General features: G+C 69.1%; 13 protein-coding genes. 10 read left to right on the plus strand and 3 right to left on the minus strand.

Features of this window, described 5'->3' with window-relative positions; translation table 11 throughout:
• Window positions 1-18: 18 nt before the first annotated feature.
• Window positions 19-4056 carry a type VII secretion protein EccCa gene (gene eccCa / locus AB0I03_RS24975; RefSeq protein WP_360416844.1) on the minus strand — a complete coding sequence of 1346 codons (4038 nt, stop codon included), beginning with the start codon at window positions 4054-4056 and terminating at the stop codon, window positions 19-21.
• 264 nt (window positions 4057-4320) lie between these two features.
• Between eccCa and eccD the strand changes: the two genes are divergently transcribed.
• The 3 genes from eccD (at window position 4321) to AB0I03_RS24990 (ending at window position 8360) form a co-directional block, all read left to right on the plus strand.
• Window positions 4321-5727 (plus strand): type VII secretion integral membrane protein EccD, encoded by a 1407-nt coding sequence (gene eccD, locus AB0I03_RS24980; protein WP_360416846.1) that lies wholly within the window; start codon window positions 4321-4323, stop codon window positions 5725-5727.
• Between the two features lie 42 nt (window positions 5728-5769).
• A complete protein-coding gene (eccB, locus tag AB0I03_RS24985; RefSeq protein WP_360416848.1) occupies window positions 5770-7374 on the plus strand; it encodes a type VII secretion protein EccB in 1605 nt (534 codons plus the stop codon).
• 137 nt (window positions 7375-7511) lie between these two features.
• Window positions 7512-8360, plus strand: coding sequence for a hypothetical protein (locus AB0I03_RS24990; RefSeq protein ID WP_360416850.1), 849 nt, complete (start codon window positions 7512-7514; stop codon window positions 8358-8360).
• Window positions 8361-8434: 74 nt separating this feature from the next.
• On the opposite strand, the gene AB0I03_RS24995 is transcribed toward AB0I03_RS24990, so the two are convergent.
• Together AB0I03_RS24995 and AB0I03_RS25000 are read right to left on the minus strand one after the other, a co-directional pair.
• Window positions 8435-9229, minus strand: a complete 795-nt coding sequence (locus tag AB0I03_RS24995; protein ID WP_360416852.1) for an SGNH/GDSL hydrolase family protein — start codon at window positions 9227-9229, stop codon at window positions 8435-8437.
• A gap of 156 nt (window positions 9230-9385) precedes the next feature.
• The gene (locus tag AB0I03_RS25000) at window positions 9386-10189 is read right to left on the minus strand and encodes a GntR family transcriptional regulator (RefSeq protein ID WP_360416854.1); all 804 of its coding nucleotides are present in this window, start codon (window positions 10187-10189) and stop codon (window positions 9386-9388) included.
• 201 nt (window positions 10190-10390) lie between these two features.
• On the opposite strand from AB0I03_RS25000, the gene AB0I03_RS25005 reads away from it, so the two are divergent.
• The 7 genes from AB0I03_RS25005 (at window position 10391) to AB0I03_RS25035 (ending at window position 18314) form a co-directional block, all read left to right on the plus strand.
• The gene (locus AB0I03_RS25005; protein ID WP_360416856.1) at window positions 10391-11302 is read left to right on the plus strand and encodes a transporter substrate-binding domain-containing protein; all 912 of its coding nucleotides are present in this window, start codon (window positions 10391-10393) and stop codon (window positions 11300-11302) included.
• A gap of 5 nt (window positions 11303-11307) precedes the next feature.
• On the plus strand, window positions 11308-12033 hold the full coding sequence (gene ehuC / locus AB0I03_RS25010; RefSeq protein WP_360416858.1) for an ectoine/hydroxyectoine ABC transporter permease subunit EhuC: 726 nt from the start codon (window positions 11308-11310) through the stop codon (window positions 12031-12033).
• Window positions 12033-12701, plus strand: a complete 669-nt coding sequence (locus tag AB0I03_RS25015) for an amino acid ABC transporter permease (protein ID WP_360416861.1) — start codon at window positions 12033-12035, stop codon at window positions 12699-12701. Before ehuC ends, AB0I03_RS25015 begins: the two co-directional genes overlap by 1 nt.
• Window positions 12682-13518 (plus strand): ectoine/hydroxyectoine ABC transporter ATP-binding protein EhuA, encoded by an 837-nt coding sequence (gene ehuA / locus AB0I03_RS25020; RefSeq protein WP_360416864.1) that lies wholly within the window; start codon window positions 12682-12684, stop codon window positions 13516-13518. The genes AB0I03_RS25015 and ehuA overlap by 20 nt, the downstream gene beginning before the upstream one ends.
• 245 nt (window positions 13519-13763) lie before the next feature.
• The gene (locus tag AB0I03_RS25025) at window positions 13764-14444 is read left to right on the plus strand and encodes a TrkA family potassium uptake protein (protein WP_360416865.1); all 681 of its coding nucleotides are present in this window, start codon (window positions 13764-13766) and stop codon (window positions 14442-14444) included.
• A gap of 1 nt (window position 14445) precedes the next feature.
• Window positions 14446-15789 carry a potassium transporter TrkG gene (locus AB0I03_RS25030; protein WP_360416867.1) on the plus strand — a complete coding sequence of 448 codons (1344 nt, stop codon included), beginning with the start codon at window positions 14446-14448 and terminating at the stop codon, window positions 15787-15789.
• A 161-nt stretch (window positions 15790-15950) separates the two neighbouring features.
• Entirely contained in the window at window positions 15951-18314 is a 2364-nt protein-coding gene (locus tag AB0I03_RS25035) for an ATP-binding protein (protein ID WP_360416869.1), read from the plus strand.

An 18314-nucleotide genomic window follows, 5' to 3' on the forward strand; every position in this document is an offset into this window, starting at 1 on the left:
GTCAAACGCAGTGATCCGCTAGGCGGTGCCGTTCGGGGGCAGCAGCGTCGTCTGGATGAGCTGCTCGCCGTCCTTGCGGCGCACCAGGGTGCCGCGGCCCGGAGGCTGCGGGCTGGGGCGCAGCTTGCCGAAGATCGCGCCTTCCTCCTTGCGGCCGCTCATGAGCAGGCCCGGGGATTCCAGCTGCTTGATCTGGCCGACGATCGGGTCCATCAGCGCGCGGGACGCACCGGAGGCGCGGCGGGCGATGATCACGTGGAAGCCGATGTCGCGGCCCTGCGGGATGAGCTCGGCGATGGCGGTCATCGGGTTCACCCGCTGGGCCACCATCTCGTAGTCGTCCACGATCAGGTAGAGGTCCGGGCCGGTCCACCAGGACCGGTCGCGCAGCTGCGCCGGGGAGACGTCGTCTCCGGGGAGCCGCCGCTCGATCGGGCCCCTGAGGTTCTTGATCGAGGTCTCGAACTGCTTGCCCGACATGGCGTAGTCCAGGAGGGTCGGCTTCGCGATCTCCTCGAGCATGCCGCGCCGGTAGTCGGCCATGATGACCTTGGCCTCCTTGGGCGTGTACGTCGCCTGGATCTGCCGGGCGATGTGGCGCAGGAGGTTGGTCTTGCCGGACTCGGAGTCGCCGAACACGAGCAGGTGCGGCTCGGACTGGAAGTCGAGGTACACCGGCTTGAGCCCGGCCTCGTTGAGGCCGATCGGGATGCCCGGCTTCGAGCGGTCGACCGCCTGGAGGAAGTCGGCCACGTGGAGCTGGCGCGGCAGGAGCCGCACCGGCGGGCAGGGCGCGAAGCGCCAGGCCTGCTTGACCTTCTTGACGAAGTCCTCGACGCCGCCCTGCAGGTCGTCGCCGTCGCGGATCCCGTCGATGCGGGGCACGCCGGAGAGGAAGTGCAGCTTCTGGAGCGAGAGGCCGCGGCCGGGGCGGTTCTTCGGCACGTTCGCCGCCGCCTTGCGGTCGATCTCGGACTCCATGTTGTCCGAGAGCTTCAGCTCCAGCTTGAGGCCGAACATGTCGCGCATGTTCATGCGGATGTCGCCCCAGCGGGTGCAGGTGACCATGACGTGCACGCCGTAGGCCAGGCCGCGGTTGCCGATGGCGCGGACCTGGTCGACGAACGGCTCGAAGTCCTCGCGCAGCGTCATCCAGTTGTCGATGACGAGGAAGATGTCCCCGTAGGGGTCCTCCTGGAACCGCCCGTCGGCCTTCATGCGCCGATAGGAGTTCATGCCGTCGATCTTGTTGTCGGTGAAGAACTTCTCGCGCTCGTCCAGGATGGTCGAGACCTCCTGGATGGTGCGGCGCACGCCCTCTTCCTCCTGGCGGCCGAAGACGCCCGCGACGTGCGGGAGGTCCTCGATGCCGCGCAGGGTGCCGCCGCCGAAGTCGAGGCAGTAGAACTGCACTTCGCGCGGCGTGTGGAGGAGCGCGAGCGAGCCGATGAGGCCGCGGAGCATCGTCGACTTGCCCGACTGGGCCCCGCCGGCGATGGCCACGGTGCCCTGCGCACCCGAGAGGTCGACCACGAACGGGCTGCGGCGCTGCTCGAACGGCCGGTCCTCCTCGCCGAGGACGGCGTGGAGCTTCCCGTTGAGCGAGAAGCCCTTCGGGTGCAGGCCGCGCACCGGGTCGGCTTCGAGCGGGGGCAGCAGCTGGTCGAGCGTCGGCGGTTCGAGGAGCGGCGGGAGCCACACCTCGTGGGCCGGGCGGCCCATGCCGAGGCAGTTGTTGACCATGACCTCGAGTTCGGAGAGCTTCTCGTTCTCGTCGTCGGCCTCGGTCGCCTCCAGCACTTCCTCCGGTTCCTCATCGACCTCGGGCTCCGGGGGGAGCTCGACGAATCCGGGGAGGAAGCGCTGCACCTTGTGCTGCACGGCCGCGATGCGCTCGGCGCGCGAGGCGACGCGTTTCGGCGGCTTGTAGGGGCCACCGACGTAGGCGGCGCGGAAGCGCACCAGGTCCTGCGTGCCGACCTGGAGGTACCCGTGGCCGGGCGCCTGCGGCAGCTCGTAGGCCGCGCCCGAGCCGATCACCGTGCGCGACTCCTGCGCCGAGAAGGTGCGGAGCGCGACGCGGTACGACAGGAACGTGTCCAGGCCCTTGAGCTTGCCCTCTTCGAGGCGCTGCGAGGCGAGGAGCATGTGCACGCCGATCGAGCGGCCGATGCGGCCGATCTGGAGGAACAGGTTGATGAACTCGGGCTTCGCCACGAGCATCTCGGAGAACTCGTCCGCGATGATGAGCAGCGTCGGCATGGGGTCCATCGGCTGCCCGGCCTTGCGGGCCTTCTCGTACTCCCAGCGGTTCGTGTAGTTGCCGGCGGCGCGCAGCACCTCCTGGCGGCGCACCAGCTCGCCTTCGAGCGCGTCGGCCATGCGGTCGACCAGCTCGATCTCGTCGGCGAGGTTGGTGATGACCGCGGAGACGTGCGGCAGGTCGTCCAGCGCCGCGAAGGTCGCGCCGCCCTTGAAGTCGACGAGGATGAAGTTGAGCTCTTCGGAGGAGTGCGTGGCGATCAGGGAGCCGATGATGGTGCGCAGCACCTCGGACTTACCGGAACCGGTGGCGCCGATGAGCAGGCCGTGCGGGCCCATGCCGCCGACCGCGGACTCCTTGAAGTCGATGTCGACGATGCCGCCGTCGGGGCCGGGCCCGATCGGGACCTTCAGGTAGTCCTTCACGGGCTTCTCGCGCCAGTGCACGGCCGGGTCGAGCGCCGCGGCGTCGTTGAAGCCGAGCATCTCGGGCAGCGACGACGGGTTCGCCAGCGGCGACTGGTCCTCGTCCCCCGACTCGGTCTTGCCGGTCGCGCCCTTGAGCGTCAGCCGCCAGGGCGCGAGCGAGCGGGCCACGCCCTCGGCCTGGTTGTACGACATGCGGTCGGGCTTGCCGAGCACGCGGCGACGGCCGGCCTGGTCGGTGTAGATCTCCTCGGCCGTGACGTCGTAGAGCTTGATCTGCGGTCCGGGCTTGCGCGGCAGGTAGCCGGAGAAGTCGAAGACCGTGACACCGCCCATGCCGTCGGCGGCGATGATGCCGGTGGGGTCGACCTCGCCGCCGTCGAGGATGACGACCAGGTGCGGCTGCCCCTCCCCCGCGGTGGCGCCGGGCGACCACGCGCCGCGGCCCGAGAGCTGCTCGCGCAGCGAGTTCTCCAGCTGCGTGGTGGTGTTGTAGAACATGCGGACCGGTCCGGCCCCGTCCTCGGCGGACGGGTGCTGGAGGTGCGGCAGCCACTTCATCCAGTGCCACTCGGGCATGCGCTCGTTGTCCGCGACCACCGCGATGATGATGTCGTCGGGCGAGTGCAGGACCGCGGCCTGGACGAGCTGGGCGCGGATGTTGTCGACGACGAGCGCCCGGTCGCCGCGCAGGACCACGCGGGCGGCCTCGGTGTACTTCATCGAGCGGGGGATGTCGATGACGTTCGAGTGCGCGGCCACGAAGCGGCGCAGCGCCATCGAGGTCATCGGCTCCAGGTCCTCGACCGGCTTGGTCTCGGGCGGGACCAGCTTCATCGTCATGCGCTGCTTGCCGACGCCCACGCGGATGTCCAGCGCGTCGTCGTCCTTCGCGCGCCGCTCCCACATGCGGCGCGAGCCCACCAGGGACCACAGGGCCTTCGGGTCCGGGTGGCGCCACCGGGCCGCGCGCCACTGCCGCTCGGCGCCCTTGCGGGCACGGCGGCGGACCTGGTTGAGGTAGCGCATGTAGTCGCGCCGGTCGGCGTTGAACTCGGCCTTCTTCTGGGCGCGGTTGCCGCCCATGGAAGTGGCCATCATGCCGACCATGGAGATGCCCATCATGGCGCCCATGGCGATGCGCATGGTGTTGCTGCCCGAGTTCTGCGTCGAGCCGGTGCCGACGCGGGACATCATCATCATCGCCATCGCCGCGGCCCCCGCGAGCATCGGCAGGATCATCAGATACTGCGAGATGTTCCTGGGCTGCGGGTCGGGCATGTCCGGCGGCGACTCCAGGAGGATGTCACCGCGCGGGGCCTGCGGTCCGCGCTTGCGCGGAGGCCTGCGGAAGAGTTTGGTCGTCACAGAGGGTCCTTGTGCTCACCGGGGGATGCGCCTACCACGGGGACGCTTGCTGGCCGTAACTTAGCGCTGTCGTATAAAAGATGTAAGTGCGCTCTGTCGAGTATCGCACTACTAGGGTAATGCCGGGTCGCCACTCTGCTGGTACACCCACGCCGCCGGTGCGGCCGCATCGCTGGTACGCCCACGCCGGTCCCCCCGCCGTTGCATGCGGCATTTATCCTTGAGCAGTCCCCCGATCACCGACCCGACCCGGAGGTTCGCACGGTGAGCACCAAGTCGGCCACTCTTTCCAGGGTGACGATCGTCAGTCCTCGCACGAGGATCGACCTCGCACTGCCCTCAGACGTCCCCCTGTCCGACCTGCTGCCGACGATCCTGCACCAAGCCGGCGAGTACTACATCGACGAAGCCGGCGACAACGGCGGCTGGATCCTCACCCGCCTCGGCGAGGAGGCGATCGACACCGGTCACTCCTGCTCCCAGCTGGGGATCAACGACGGTGAGATGCTGTACCTCAACCCCGCCGACGCCGCCAAGCCCGAGGTGGTCTTCGACGACATCATCGACGCGATCGCCACCGCCACCGATCAACGCGGCAACCGCTGGGACTACTTGGCGACCAAGCGCTTCAGCGTCGGCGTCGGCACCGCGGCCCTGGCCCTGGGCGCCATCGCGATCCTGCTGACCGGCCACCTCGCCTCGGCGATCGTCGGCCTCTCGGTCGCCGCGATCCTGGTCGGCGCCTCCGCGCTGCTCTCGCGCGCCGTCGGCGACTCGCGGGCGGCCACGTACTTCGGCATCACCGCCGTGCTCTACGGCGGTGTCGGCGGCCTGCTCATCGCCGACACCGAGAACACCGGCCTGTTCGACCTCGAGGGCCCGCACGTGCTCATCGCGGCCTCGGCGATCCTGCTGTTCAGCGTCCTGTCCATGGTCGCCGTCGGCGACATGGCCTCGGCGCCGGTGTTCATCGTGACGATCCTCGGCGCGGTGGTGCTCGGCATCTCGACCGCGCTCATGATGGCCATCCCGCAGGGGTCGGCCGCCACGGCCGCCGGCATCGCCGCGCCGCTGGCGCTGGTGATCCTGCCGTTCGCCCCCGGACTCGCGCTGTCCATGGCGATGGTGCCCACCCCGCAGCTGCCGACGACCACGGAGGAGCTGAAGGAGGGCGACGCCGAGGCCATCGACGGCAAGCGGATCCTCAAGCTCTCCGAGCACGCCGGCAACTACCTCGAGGCCCTGTACTCGTTCGCGGCCGTGGTCGGCCTGATCTCCTCGATCGCGCTCGCGTTCTCGGGCGAGGTCCCCGGCCTCATCCTCTCCACGATCCTGTCGCTCGTGCTGCTCAGCCGGTCGCGTTCGGTCGAGGACCGCGCCGCCCGCATCGTGATGCTCACCGGCGGCATGGGCGGCCTCGCCGCGACCCTCGCGGCGATCTTCGTCGCCAGCGAGGACAACATCCTGGTGCGCCTCACGGTCATCCTCGGCGCGCTCACGCTCCTGACGCTCATCGCGATGGTCTACGGCCTCGCCGTGGCGGGCAAGAAGATCGCCCCCACCTGGGGCCGTGCCCTCGACATCATCGAGGCACTGCTCATCGTCTCGATCCTGCCGCTGGTCGGCTGGGTCTGCGACCTGTACTCGATCGCCCTGTCGCTGCGCGGCTGAGCCCCACCCCCTGACCTCGACTCCCGAGAGAGGCGAACCCGAATGGCCCAGATGCGCTCCCGCCGCGAACAGGTGGAGGCCCACAAGTTCATCACCTCGCGCATGAACCAGGCGCTGGTGCTGGCCAACCCCGACTCGATCGAGCGTCCGCTGCGGCGCATCGGCGTCTCGATCTTCGCTTCGGTGATGGTGCTGGCGCTGGTGTTCGGCGGGTTCGCCATCGCGACCCTGTTCAACAAGGGGAACGCGCTGCCGGTCGAGGGCAACATCATCACCATCAAGGGCTCCAACGCGGTCTACGTGTACATCACGAAGGACGGCAAGGAGGGCACCAAAGAGGACCCGGCGCGGCTGTGGCAGGTCGCCAACTACACGTCGGCGCTGCTGCTCGCCAAGCCCGGTTCGTCCGGCATGCCGGAGGTGCAGGACCTCAAGCCCTCGTCGCTGAAGGACGTGCCGCGCGGCTCGTTCACCATCGGCATCCAGGGCATCCCCTCGCAGCCGCCGGACAAGAGCGAACTGCTGAAGGGCGTCGACTGGAACACCTGCTCGATGCCGCGCGAGGCGGGCGGTACGGCGCAGTTCCAGCTGACGCAGCTCGTGGTCGGGGACCTCGAGGATCCGGACCAGTGGCTCAACGACGACTCCTGGATCCTGGCGCAGACCACCGTCAAGGAGGACAGCGGCGAGGTGCCCCTGTACTACCTGCTGTGGAACGGCATGCGCTATCTGATCGGGGACGAGGAGTACCCTGCCGAACGACTCATCGGCGACCTCGGGCTGAACATCAACCAGGCGATGATCCTCAACGACAGCATGCTCAACACGATCCCGACGGGACCGCCGATGGTGCCGACGGCGAGGCCCGAGTTCGGGACCGAGTCGGCCGTGGCCGGCAGCAACGGGAACATCAAGTACGGCGTGCCCGTCGAAGCGGGCGGTGACACGTACGTGCTCATCAACGAGGGCGGCCGGGACACGTTCGCGGTGATCCAGCCCACCATGGCCAAGCTGCTGGAGAAGCGCTACGGCGACGTGCAGGAGGTCTCCGCGACGCTCGTCTCCGACCTCGGCACCCAGGCGCAGTACGAGAAGGAGGAGTACCCGAAGGCCGACTTGAGCGCGAACCTGTGGACCTCCGACAAGAGCCGCCCGGCGGTGTGCGCCGTGTACGACCCGGACGGGCAGGAGTCGGAGACGACGACGATCAAGGTCGCGATGTACCACGAGGCCCCGGACCTCCTCGTCGACAGCGCGGAGTCCGTGGAGATCACCGAGGACGGCGACATCTTCTCCGACGTCGACGGCCTCCAGGCGCAGACGGTGCTCCCGCAGGGCCGGGCGGCGCTGATCGACAGCCGCACCGATCAGGGCGCGACGATCTCGGGCATCACCTTCATGATCAGCGACCAGGGCGTTCGCCACGGCATCGCCGACGACGGGGCGACGGACACCACCCAGACGATGCTCGGCTACGGCGGCGTCGACCCGATCTCGGTGCCGTACAAGATGATCAACCTGATCCCGCGGGGTCCGGACCTCGACCCGTACGAGGCGCGCAAGCAGATGGCGATGGACACCGAGGACGTGAAGGTCTTCGAGACCGAGGCCCCCGAAGGCGAGGGCGAAGGCGAAGGCGGCGGCTGACGCCGCGGACGCATCGGGCGACGCCGGAACCTCGACGGTTCCGGCGTCGTTCGTTCTCCGGCGGGATCGGAGGGCGGTGATGTTGGTGTCTGCGTGTTAACCTGGCGCAACCCACTCCCGACAAACGAGGACACGTCATGGCCTACCCGCCCCAGCAGCCGGGGTTCGACCCGAACCAGCAACCGCCCTACGGCCAGCAGCCGGGGTACGGTCAGTCGCAGCCCCAGCAGCCGGGGTACGGCCAGCAGCCCGGATACGGGCAGCAGCCGCAGCAGCCGGGCTACGGGCAGCAGCCCGGGTACGGCCAGTCGCAGCCCCAGCAGCCCGGATACGGCCAGACGCCGCCTCCCGGCTACGGCCAGCAGCCCGGGTACGGGCAGCAGCCGCAGCAGCCCGGGTTCGGCCAGCCCGGCGGCGGGCAGCCGCTGCCCCCGGCCCCGAAGAAGTCGAAGACCGGCCTCATCGTCGCCATCGGCGCGGGTGCCGTGGTGCTCATCGTCGCGATCGTCTTCCTCGTCGTGAAGCCCTTCGGCGGCGGCGCCCCGTCGAAGTCCGACTCCCCTGAGGACATCGCGAACGAGCTGCTCCCGATGATGGGCCAGGTCTTCGAGACCGCCTTCACCGGCACGCCCGAAGAGGTGCAGGCAGTCCTCGAGGACATGAAGCCGTACATGTGCGCGGACATGCAGTCGGAGATGGACGCCTCCACCGAGGAGCTCGACTTCGCCGGTCAGCTGGAGGAGAACGGCATCACCGACGTGCCTCCGATCGACATCTCGGTCGACTTCCAGTACGAGGTCACCGGTTCGAGCGAGGACGGCGACACGGCCACGGTCGACTACACCTACAGCTTCAACATGCCGTCGCCCGAGATGGGCGCCGACGGCATGTCGATCACCGGCTGGACCGAGGAGCCCACGGAGGAGTCGGACACCATGGACTTCGTCAAGGAAGACGGCGTCTGGCTCGCCTGCGGCGAGGTCTGATCCCTGACTCGAGCGAAGGGCCCCACCGGATCTCCGGTGGGGCCCTTCGCGTTTCAATGCTCAGATTGCGCTGCTCAGACGTAGTCGTCGACGACGTCGAAGTAGCCGGTCTGGCCGGCCTTGTTGGGGTGGTAGGACTCCCGGATGGGGTAGGAGAGGCCGTTGATCCACTCGGCGTCGTCGCAGACGGCGTGGCCGTCGAAGGCCGCGCGCACGTCGGCGTACTGGAAGCCGTGGGCGCGGGCGGCCGTGCCGATCACGTCGCCCAGGAGGTCGGTCGCGTCGTTGAGCGCGGCCTGCTCGGCGGGGCTGATGCGGGTGATGGCGTTGCACTGCTCGCCGTTGAACAGGAGCGGGTAGCCGACCACGATGACGTCGGCGTTCGGGGCGGCGGCCTCGATCGCGTCGTAGACCTCGTGGAGGCGGCCCGGCAGCACGTCGCGGACGAAGGCCTCGGCCGCGTCGATCTCCCTGGTGCAGGTCCACGGGTACGGGTAGGCGCACTGCTGGACCACGCCGGCCCAGCCGGTGTCGTTGCCGCCGATGGTGATCGTGACGAGGTCGGTGCTCGAGGAGAGGCCGCCGAGCTGGCCGGCGAGGACGTCACCGGTCTTCGCGCCCGAGCAGGCGGCGAAGGTGAGGTCCGCGCCGATGGCTTCGGCCAGGAGCGAGGGGTAGGCCGCGTCCGAACGGCGGCAGTCGGAGTCGTCGAGGTAGTCGCGGGTGCCGACGCCGGAGGCGTAGGAGTCGCCGAGGGCGACGTACTCGAGGGTCTGCGCTTGGGCGGCACCGCTGGTGAGGGTCATGACGGTCACGAAGGCGGCGAGGAGTGCCGCCGCCATTGTGGAGATTCGTCGGGGGTATGACATTTTGGGCTCCGTCTCGAATTTTGTCCGGGGTCGGGGCCCTATTTATATAGGTTTCGTAACGGACGGTCCACCAACGGACCGTGAACTGTCAGGATATTGACAGTCGTCGTTCCCGCCTGCACGGCAACGGGTCGCGGGAGCCGATCGCGCGGCAGGTCAGATGCCCTCGGGGAGGTCGAGGCGGTCGAGCGGCTGCGGCTCGTCCGGGGTCTCGGCCAGGAGCCGGTCGGCGTCGTCCTCTTTGGCCGCTTCGGGCTCGGCGAGCAGGCGCCGGACCTCGGCGTCGAGGTGCGTGCGCATGAGGGCGGTGAACCGCTCGGCGTCCTCGGCGGCCAGCGCGTCGACGAAGGCCGCGTGCTCGGGCACGAGGTCGACGGCGACCTCGAAGTGCTCGTACATGGAGAAGGTGCACAGGCGCGTCTCGATGAGGAGCGTGGACATCATGCGCGCCAGGCGGATCGAGCCGCCCCAGGCGGCGAGGCCGCGGTGGAAGTCGAGGTAGGCGTCGCCGAGGGCGCGGGCGTCGTCCTTCTTGAGGGCGCGCTGCATGCGCTTGACCTCGGAGCCGAGTTCGGCGAGGACGGTCTTGCGTTCGGCGAGGGGGCGGGCGAGGATCCGGCGGCCGAGTTCGGGTTCGATGCGGGCGCGGAGCCAGTGGATGTCGCGCACGTCCTCGGGGGTCATGGTGCGCACGGCGAGGCCGCGGCGGCGCGGGATGACGAGGAGTCCTTCGGCGGTGAGCCGCTGCATGGCCTCGCGGAGCGGGCCGCGGCTGACGCCGAGCTGGAAGGCGAGTTCGGCTTCGCCGAGGGCGGCCCCGGGCGGGAGCGACCCGTCCACGACCGCTTCGCGGAGCCGGTCGGCGATGAGGTCCACCGTCGAGGTGCGTCGCACCGGGGCCAGGCGCCCCACCTGGCGGGCGCTCGTGAGCCCGCTCAATCCGCTGCTGTGCGTCGACACTCTGCCTGCTCCCCCACTGTCTCTTCTGGGCAGCATCTTAGCGCTGCCGGTACATCACGTTCAGGTGCAAGCTCCGGTTGCGTCCCCCGTCAACATGCTTGCATTTTTGTTATCGAACGTCGATCATCGTATTGTCGACAAACTTACAATAGAACGTTAGGGTCGGCAACGTACCCGACCCCGAAACTGGAGGCGACCACCGTGTCGAACCATCTGCACCTCAACCGCCGCCATATCCTCGGCGGCGCGACCGCCGGAGCGGCGGCGCTCGCACTGGCGGCCTGTTCACGCACTGACCAGGGCGGCGACGGCGAGGGTGGCGGCCTGCTGGAACAGGCCCAGGACGGCGGCAAGCTCCGCATCGCCCGTGCCGAGGAAGCGCCCTACGCCTTCACCGCCGACGACGGCTCGACCACCGGCCAGTCCGTCGACGTCCACACCTACCTGCTCGACAAGCTCGGCATCAAGGCCGATCAGATCGAGTGGATCAACACCGAATGGGACTCGCTCATCCCCGGCCTGGGCAGCACCCACGACATGGTCATCGCTGGCATGTACGTCACACCCGAGCGCTGCGAGGCCGTGGCCTTCGCGGATCCGGACTACGTCATGCCCGACGCGCTGCTGGTGGAGGCCGGCAACCCCGGCGGGTGGACGACGCTCAACGCCATGGCCGAGACCGACGGCGTCATCGGCGTCATGAACGGCACCAGCGAGCAGGAGGTCGCCGACGCGATCTTCGACGCCGAGCGCATCAACGTCCAGGCGGATCTCGCCGCGCTCATCCTGGAGCTCAAGGCCGGCCGCTGCGACGCGATCGGCCTGACGCGCGCGAACCTCAAGCTCGCCGCGGACGCCGACGGGGAACTCGAGGTCACCGAGGGGTTCTGGCTGACCGACCCCGATTCCGGTGAGGACATCATCGGCGCCGGTGCGGCGGTCTTCCAGCCGAAGGACGCGAACTTCCGCGACGCGCTCAACGAGGAGCTCGGCAAGCTCCTCGAGGACACCGCGACCTGGGAGGGCCTGGTCTCCGAGTACGGCTTCACCGTCGAGGAGAACCACCCGGACGGCCTCACCGCCGAAGACCTCTGCCCGGGCACGTACCAGTAGGCGTCATGGACTTCTCTGCGGTCATCGACTCGCTGCCCCGGTACGCCGAGCCACTGCTGGTGACCGTCCAGGTCACCCTGGCCTCGGCGGCCCTGGCGCTCGTCGTCGCCTTCACGCTGGGCCTCATGACGAGCTCGAAGCACCTGGCGGTGCGCACCCCTGCCCGCGTGTTCGTGGAGTTCATCCGCGGGTCCTCGGTCGTGGTGCAGCTCTTCTGGTTCGCCTACGCCATGCCGGTGATCCTGGGCGTCCAGTTCGACTACGCGATCGTCGCCGGGATCATCGCGCTCGGCCTCAACTACGGCGCCTACTGCTCCGAGGTGGTGCGCGGCGCCATCGCCGCGGTGCCCAAGGGGCAGCTGGAGGCGAGCCTCGCGGTGAACTTCACCCCGCTCCAGCGGCTGCGCCTGGTGGTCCTCCCCCAGGCCTGGCCCGAGATGATCCCCTCGCTGTGCGCCTTCGCCATCATGCTGCTCAAGGCCAGCGCCCTGGTCTCGCTCATCAACGTCACCGACCTCACTCGGATGGCGAGCCTCATCGGCGGGCGCGACGGCGGCGTGAACCAGCTGCCGCATTACGCGCTCATCCTCGTCGTCTACTTCATCCTCGCCTGGCTCATCTGGACCGGCATGCGGGCGCTCGAGCGCCGTGCCAAGCGCGGCCTCGGCATCGACGCGAAGCCCGTCAAGGGCCGCTTGACCCCGGCCGTGGCCGAGAAGGGACTGGCCTGATGAACGAGTGGGACAACGAGATCGTCGCCGAGGTCTTCCCGTCGATCTGGCAGGGATTCATCGTCGTTCTCCAGGTCACCCTGGTCGCGGGCATCATCGCCGTGCTGCTGGGGCTCCTGGCCGCGATCGGGGAGCGCATCGGCCCGCCCTGGCTGAAGCGCGTCCTCTCGGGCTTCTTCCAGTTCGTCCGGAACACCCCGCTGCTGGTGCAGGTCCTGTTCGTCTGGACCGCCACCAGCCTGTACATCAACCCCGAGTGGAGCGCCTTCGCCGTGGGCTCGGCGGTCCTGGGCGTCCATTACGCCTCCTACACCTCGGAGTCGTACCGGGCCGGGATCGAGGCGATCCCGGTCGGGCAGTGGGAGGCCGCGACGGCGCTGAGCCTGCCCACCCACCGGGTGTGGGGCGCGATCGTGCTCCCCCAGATGATGCGGCGGTCGACCGCCGCGGTGACCAACTGGATCATCGCCATGTTCAAAGAGGTGCCGACGCTGTTCATCATCGGCGTCCTCGAAATGATCGCCCAGGCCCAGAAGTACCAAGGACAGCACTACGACGGCGCCGTCGAGGGCTACACCATCGCCGGGATCCTGTTCCTGGCCGCCTCGTACCCGGTCGCGGTCGCGGCGCGGAGATTGGAGAACCGCCTTGCAAAATCCAACTTCTAACGGCGAGCACCAGCATGGAGCGCCTGAGTACAGTGTCCGCTTCGACCGCGTGAACAAGTCCTTCGGCGACCTGCAGGTGCTCGACCGGTTGAACCTCGAGGTGCAGCCCGGCGAGCGCGTGACGCTCATCGGGCCCTCAGGCTCGGGCAAGACCACGATCCTGCGGCTGCTCATGACCTTGGAGCACGTGACGCCGCCCAAGGACCCGGCCGCCGAGGGCGGCGTCATCTGGGTCGAGGGCGAGCCCTTGTCCCACATGCAGAAGGGGAGCAAGCTGGTGGTGGCGAACGAGCGCCACCTGCGGCGGGTGCGCAAGAAGATCGGCATGGTCTTCCAGTCGTTCAACCTGTTCCCGAACATGCGGGTGCTGCGCAACGTCACCGAGGCGCAGGTCCACACCCTCGGCCGCTCCAAGGACGAGGCCGAGGCGAAGGCCCGGGAGCTCCTGGACCTCGTCGGCCTTTCGGACAAAGTGGACAACTACCCGTCGCAGCTCTCGGGCGGCCAGCAGCAGCGGGTGGCGATCGCCCGGGCACTGGCGATGGACCCGGACATCCTGCTGCTCGACGAGGTGACCAGCGCGCTCGACCCGGAGCTGGTGGCCGACGTGCTGGGCGTGCTGCGCGACGTCGCCGACACGACCAGCATCACGATGCTCATCGTGACGCACGAGATGGGCTTCGCGCGGGACGTCTCGAACCGGGTGATGATGTTCGACCGGGGCCAGATCGTCGAGCAGGGCGCCCCGGACGAAATCTTCTCGGATCCGCGAGAAGCGCGCACACAGGACTTCCTCAGGGCCGTGCTCGCGGAGTAGACTTGAGGTTCTCCTCCATCCTTGGAGAGTGTTAGGGGTGTTCGAGGGGGGCGGCCATGAGGGGTTATCGGCCGCCCCCCTCTTCTTTTTCGCCCTGGATTCCGAAGTGGACCGTGCCGTCGAGCGCACTGTGGACGGCACTGTGGACCGCACCGCCGCGGCCGCACTGCGGGTACGGACCGCCGCCCCGCCGGGCGGGTGGCAGAATCAGACAGCGTGTCAGCACCTACTGAGGAAGCGATCCGATGAACCTGTTCGGCAAGGGCGAAAGCGCCCCGGAGGAGACCGTGGCCGTGATCGGCCTCGGCCGCTTCGGGTCCGCGGTCGCCGAGTCCCTCACGCGACTCGGCCACGAAGTGCTCGCGATCGACGAGCGGCCCGAGATCGTGCAGCGCGCCTCCGAGACCCTCACGCACGTGGTGCAGGCCGACTCGACCGAGTCGACCGTGCTCAACCAGCTCGGCATCGGCGAGTTCGACCACGTCGTGGTCGCGATCGGCACCGACATCGAGGCGAGCGTCCTCACCGTGCTGGCCTGCGAGGAGGTCGGGGTCCGCGAGATCTGGGCCAAGGCCATCAACGCCAAGCACGGCCAGATCCTGCACCGCACCGGCGCCCACCACGTGGTCTACCCCGAGGCGGCCATGGGCGAGCGGGTCGCGCACCTGGTGAGCGGCAAGATGCTCGACTTCATCGAGTTCGACGACGGCTTCGCGATCGTCAAGACCAAGGCCCCCGCCGAGGCCGTCGGCAGGACCCTCGGCGAGTCGAAGCTCCGCAGCAAGTACGGCGTCACCGTCGTCGGCGTCAAGCAGCCCGGCGAGGACTTCACCTACGCCACACCCGACACCGTGATCGCCGAGGGGGACACCCTCATCGTCTCCGGTGCCACCACCAAGGTCGAGCACTTCGCCTCCACGACCTGACATGACCCGCGTCAAGGCCTTCTTCCGCCACCCCGCCCGGCTCATCCCGCTGATCTTCCTGGCCGTGATCATGACGGGCACGCTCCTCCTCATGCTGCCGATCGCGCACCTGGAGAACGACGTCACGCACTTCACCGACTCGTTCTTCACCGCCACCTCCGCCGTGTCCGTGACCGGCCTGGCCGTGGTCGACACGCCCTTCCACTGGAGCTGGTTCGGGCAGTTCGTCATCCTGCTGCTCTTCCAGGTCGGCGGCCTGGGCATCATGACCAGCGCGGTGCTCGTCGGGCTCCTGGTGTCGAACAAGCTGGGCCTGCGCACGAAGATCATGACGCAGACGGAGATCAGCCGGGCGCTGAGCCTCGGGGACGTGAAGGCCGTGCTCCTGCGGACCGTGGCACTCTCGCTCGTCGTCGAGGCCGCCACCGCGCTGGTGCTCGCGATCCGCTTCTCCGCCTACGGCTTCGGGCTCGGCGACGCGATCTGGTACGGCATCTTCCACGCCGTCAGCGCGTTCAACAGCGCCGGGTTCTCGCTGTTCTCGGACTCGCTCATGAGCTACGCGACCGACTGGTGGATCTGCCTGCCGCTGTGCCTCTCGACCATCATCGGCGGGCTCGGCATGCCCGTGATCTTCGAGGTCACACGCCGCAAGTGGGGCCGCAAGCAGTGGTCGGTGCACACCAAGATCACCCTCGTCGGCTCGGGGTTCCTGCTGGTCGGCGGCTGGATCGCGTTCCTCCTCTTCGAGTGGTCGAACCCGGCCACGTTCGGGCAGTGGCCCTGGTACGACCGGATCCTGCCGGCGTTCTTCCAGACCTCGATGGTGCGCGCAGCAGGCCTGAACTCCATCGACATCGGCGCGATGAACCAGGACTCGCAGCTCGCCTCGATCATCCTCATGTTCATCGGCGGCGGCTCGGCCTCGACCGCCGGCGGCATCAAGGTTGGCACGTTCTTCGTGCTGCTCCTGGTCATCTGGGCCGAGGTGCGCGGCGAGCCCGACGTCACGGCCTTCCGGCACCGCATCAACCCCTCGGTGATCCGCGAGGCGCTCACGGTGGCGCTGGTGTACGTGGCCTGCAACGCCTTCGGCGTGTTCCTCATGCAGCGCTTCGAGCCGAACCTGGACCTCATGTCGATCATGTTCGAGGTGACGAGCGCGCTGGCGACCCTCGGCCAGTCCACGGGCGTCACGTACGACCTGTCCGAGCCGTCCAAGTGGCTCTTGGCGATCGCGATGTACACCGGGCGCATCGGGCCGGTACTCTTCGCCGCGTCCCTCGCCCTCCGCTCCCGCCACCGCCTGTACCGATACCCGGAAGGACGGCCGCTCGTGGGCTGAACGGCCGACCCGGGGAGTGAGCCCCGCCTCATACAGCCCTGAAAGCACAAGCGAAGATGTGAGCAGCACGCCGCAGCGCTTTCGCCCCTCAGAAAGGACGCCCCCCGATGGCCCGTAAAAGCCGGCAGCGCACCAGTCGCCTCCCGATTCGGATGCAGTTGATGCTGCCGATCGCGGCGGCGCTCATGGGGATGCTGGTGCTCGGGCTGTTCCAGACGGTGACGGTGTGGGACTCCTATCAGAACGCCACCGACGCCGAGGTCCTCGCCGAACTCTCGGAGGGCCTCAACGAGACCCTGGACCAGCACCAGGCCGAGATCGGGCCGGTCGTGATGGCCGTGGTCAACGGCGGCGGCGGCCAGTTCGACTCCGCGGTGGCCCGCCGCGAGACCGACGAGGCCTTCGAGGCGCTGCGGGGGACCTCGGACGCGGCCGTGGCCCGCTTCCCCGAGCTCGGCAACGACATGGACACCCTGTTCGCGAAGGTCGACGAGCTCGGCACCGCCCGGCTCGCGTTCGACGCGATGTACAACGGCGAGGCCGTCTACACCGATGACGAAGTGGCGGAAGGCATCCAGGTGTACCGCGACCTCGCGGACCACATCGTGGGGATCGCGGCGATCCTCCCCCGCCTCGTCGACGACTCCGAGATCTCCGCGCACCTCGACTCCCTCGCCGCGGTCATGCAGGCCGGGCGCATCGCCGCCGAGATCCAGTTCACCGTCGCCGCCGACCTGGCGCTGCTGGAGACCGAGGCCGCGGGCCTGGTCGACCGCGAGGCGCTCGGGCGGGTCGCGAGCCTCTCGGGGAAGTTCGACCAGCAGATCATCGAGTTCCGGGCCAACGCCTCGAACGAGACCGCCTCGGTCTACCGGGACGCCATGGAGTCCCAGGACGCCAAGGACGCCCGGACCGCGATGAGCGTCTACCTGCGCGGCAACATCCCCACGATCTCGCCCGCCGACTTCATGACGGCGCAGGGCGCGGTCGTCGCCTCGCTCGACACCACGCAGGTCTCGGTCCTGTCCTTCATGGGCGAGGACGTGAACCTCATGCGCGAGGCCGCCTCGCGCACGCTGCTCACCACGTTCGCGCTGGTGCTCGTGCTGGCGCTGACCTCGATCATCTCCGCGGCGATGCTGGCGCGCCGGATCAGCCTCCGCGTCGACGGCGTCCGCGAGGCGACCCTGACGGCCGCGTACGACACGCTGCCGAAGACGGTGGCCGCGGTCTCCCAGGCCGCCAACGCGAACGAGGTCGACCGGCTGCTGCAGGCCGCGAAGCAGCAGACGGTGCTGCAGACCGACTCGCGCTACGCCGACGAACTCGACAGCCTCGCCGAGGCCTTCAGCGCCGCGCACCACCAGGCGCTGCGCCAGACCGCGAACCAGGCGCTGCTGCGCATCGACGTCGAGGCGATGATGAAGACCCTCGCCCGCCGCGGCCAGAGCCTCATCCGCCGCCAGCAGCAGGTCATGGAGGCCCTCGTGGAGGGCACCGCGCCGTCCGCGATCCCCGACGAGTGGCGCAGCGTCTACCACCTGCTCGCGCGCATGCGCCGCAACGAGGAGAACCTGCTCCTGCTCGCCGGCGGCGACCCGCAGCGCCGCTACAACCACCCGGCCGGGCTCGAGGCGATCATCCGCGACGCCGTCGCCGAGATCGAGGACGCCGGGCGCGTCGTGGTCGAGAACCAGGTCGCGGTCCGGCTCGAGACCAAGCCCGCCGGCGACCTCGTGCGCATCCTCGCGGAACTGCTCGACAACGCCGCGTCCTACTCCCCGCCCACGCAGTCGGTGCGGGTGACCTCGCGCCGCTCGGGCTCGGAGATCGTCATCTCCATCGCCGACGACGGCATCGGCCTCGCCCCCGAGCCGATGGCCGCGATCAACCGCCGCCTCGCCGAGCCGACCCAGCTGAACTCCGAGCTCACCGCGACCATGGGCCTCCTGGTGGTCGGCCGGCTCGCCGCCGAGCACTCCATCAGCGTCCAGCTGCACTCCACGATGGGCAAGGGCACGCTCGCGCTCGTGCGCATCCCCGCGAGCGCGCACGCCGAGGACCCTGTGGGCCTCTCGCCGGCCGACCGCGGCACGGCCGCGCAGCTGGCGCTCTCGGCCCGCGCCGCGAACCTGCCGGTGACCGGGACGGGCGCCGAGACGGGCGCGCCGGGCGTCGAGCCGATCGTGCCGCGTCCGCGCCGCGCCGGCTCCGCCCCCGAACCACTGCCTGTAGCTGGTACGACACTCAACGGCGGGAACGGGACCCACGCCCCTGCGGGGCCCGCGCCCGAGACGCTGGATGTTACCTTCAGGAAAGTGAACCGAGCACTCGAAACCTCCGGCAGGGTCAACGGCGCGGAACTGCCCCGCCGCGCGCCCGGTTCCCGGCTGCTCCCCGGTTCCGTCCCCAGCTCGCGTTCGGGCGGCGGCGGAACCGACCTCGACCCTGCCGAGATCCGGGACCGGCTCGCCGGTTTCGCCTCCGGCATCGCGGCGGCCGCCGCGCACGAACAACGCCAATAG

The sequence above is a fragment of the Glycomyces sp. NPDC021274 genome (assembly GCF_040641195.1).
Lineage (GTDB): Bacteria > Actinomycetota > Actinomycetes > Mycobacteriales > Micromonosporaceae > Glycomyces.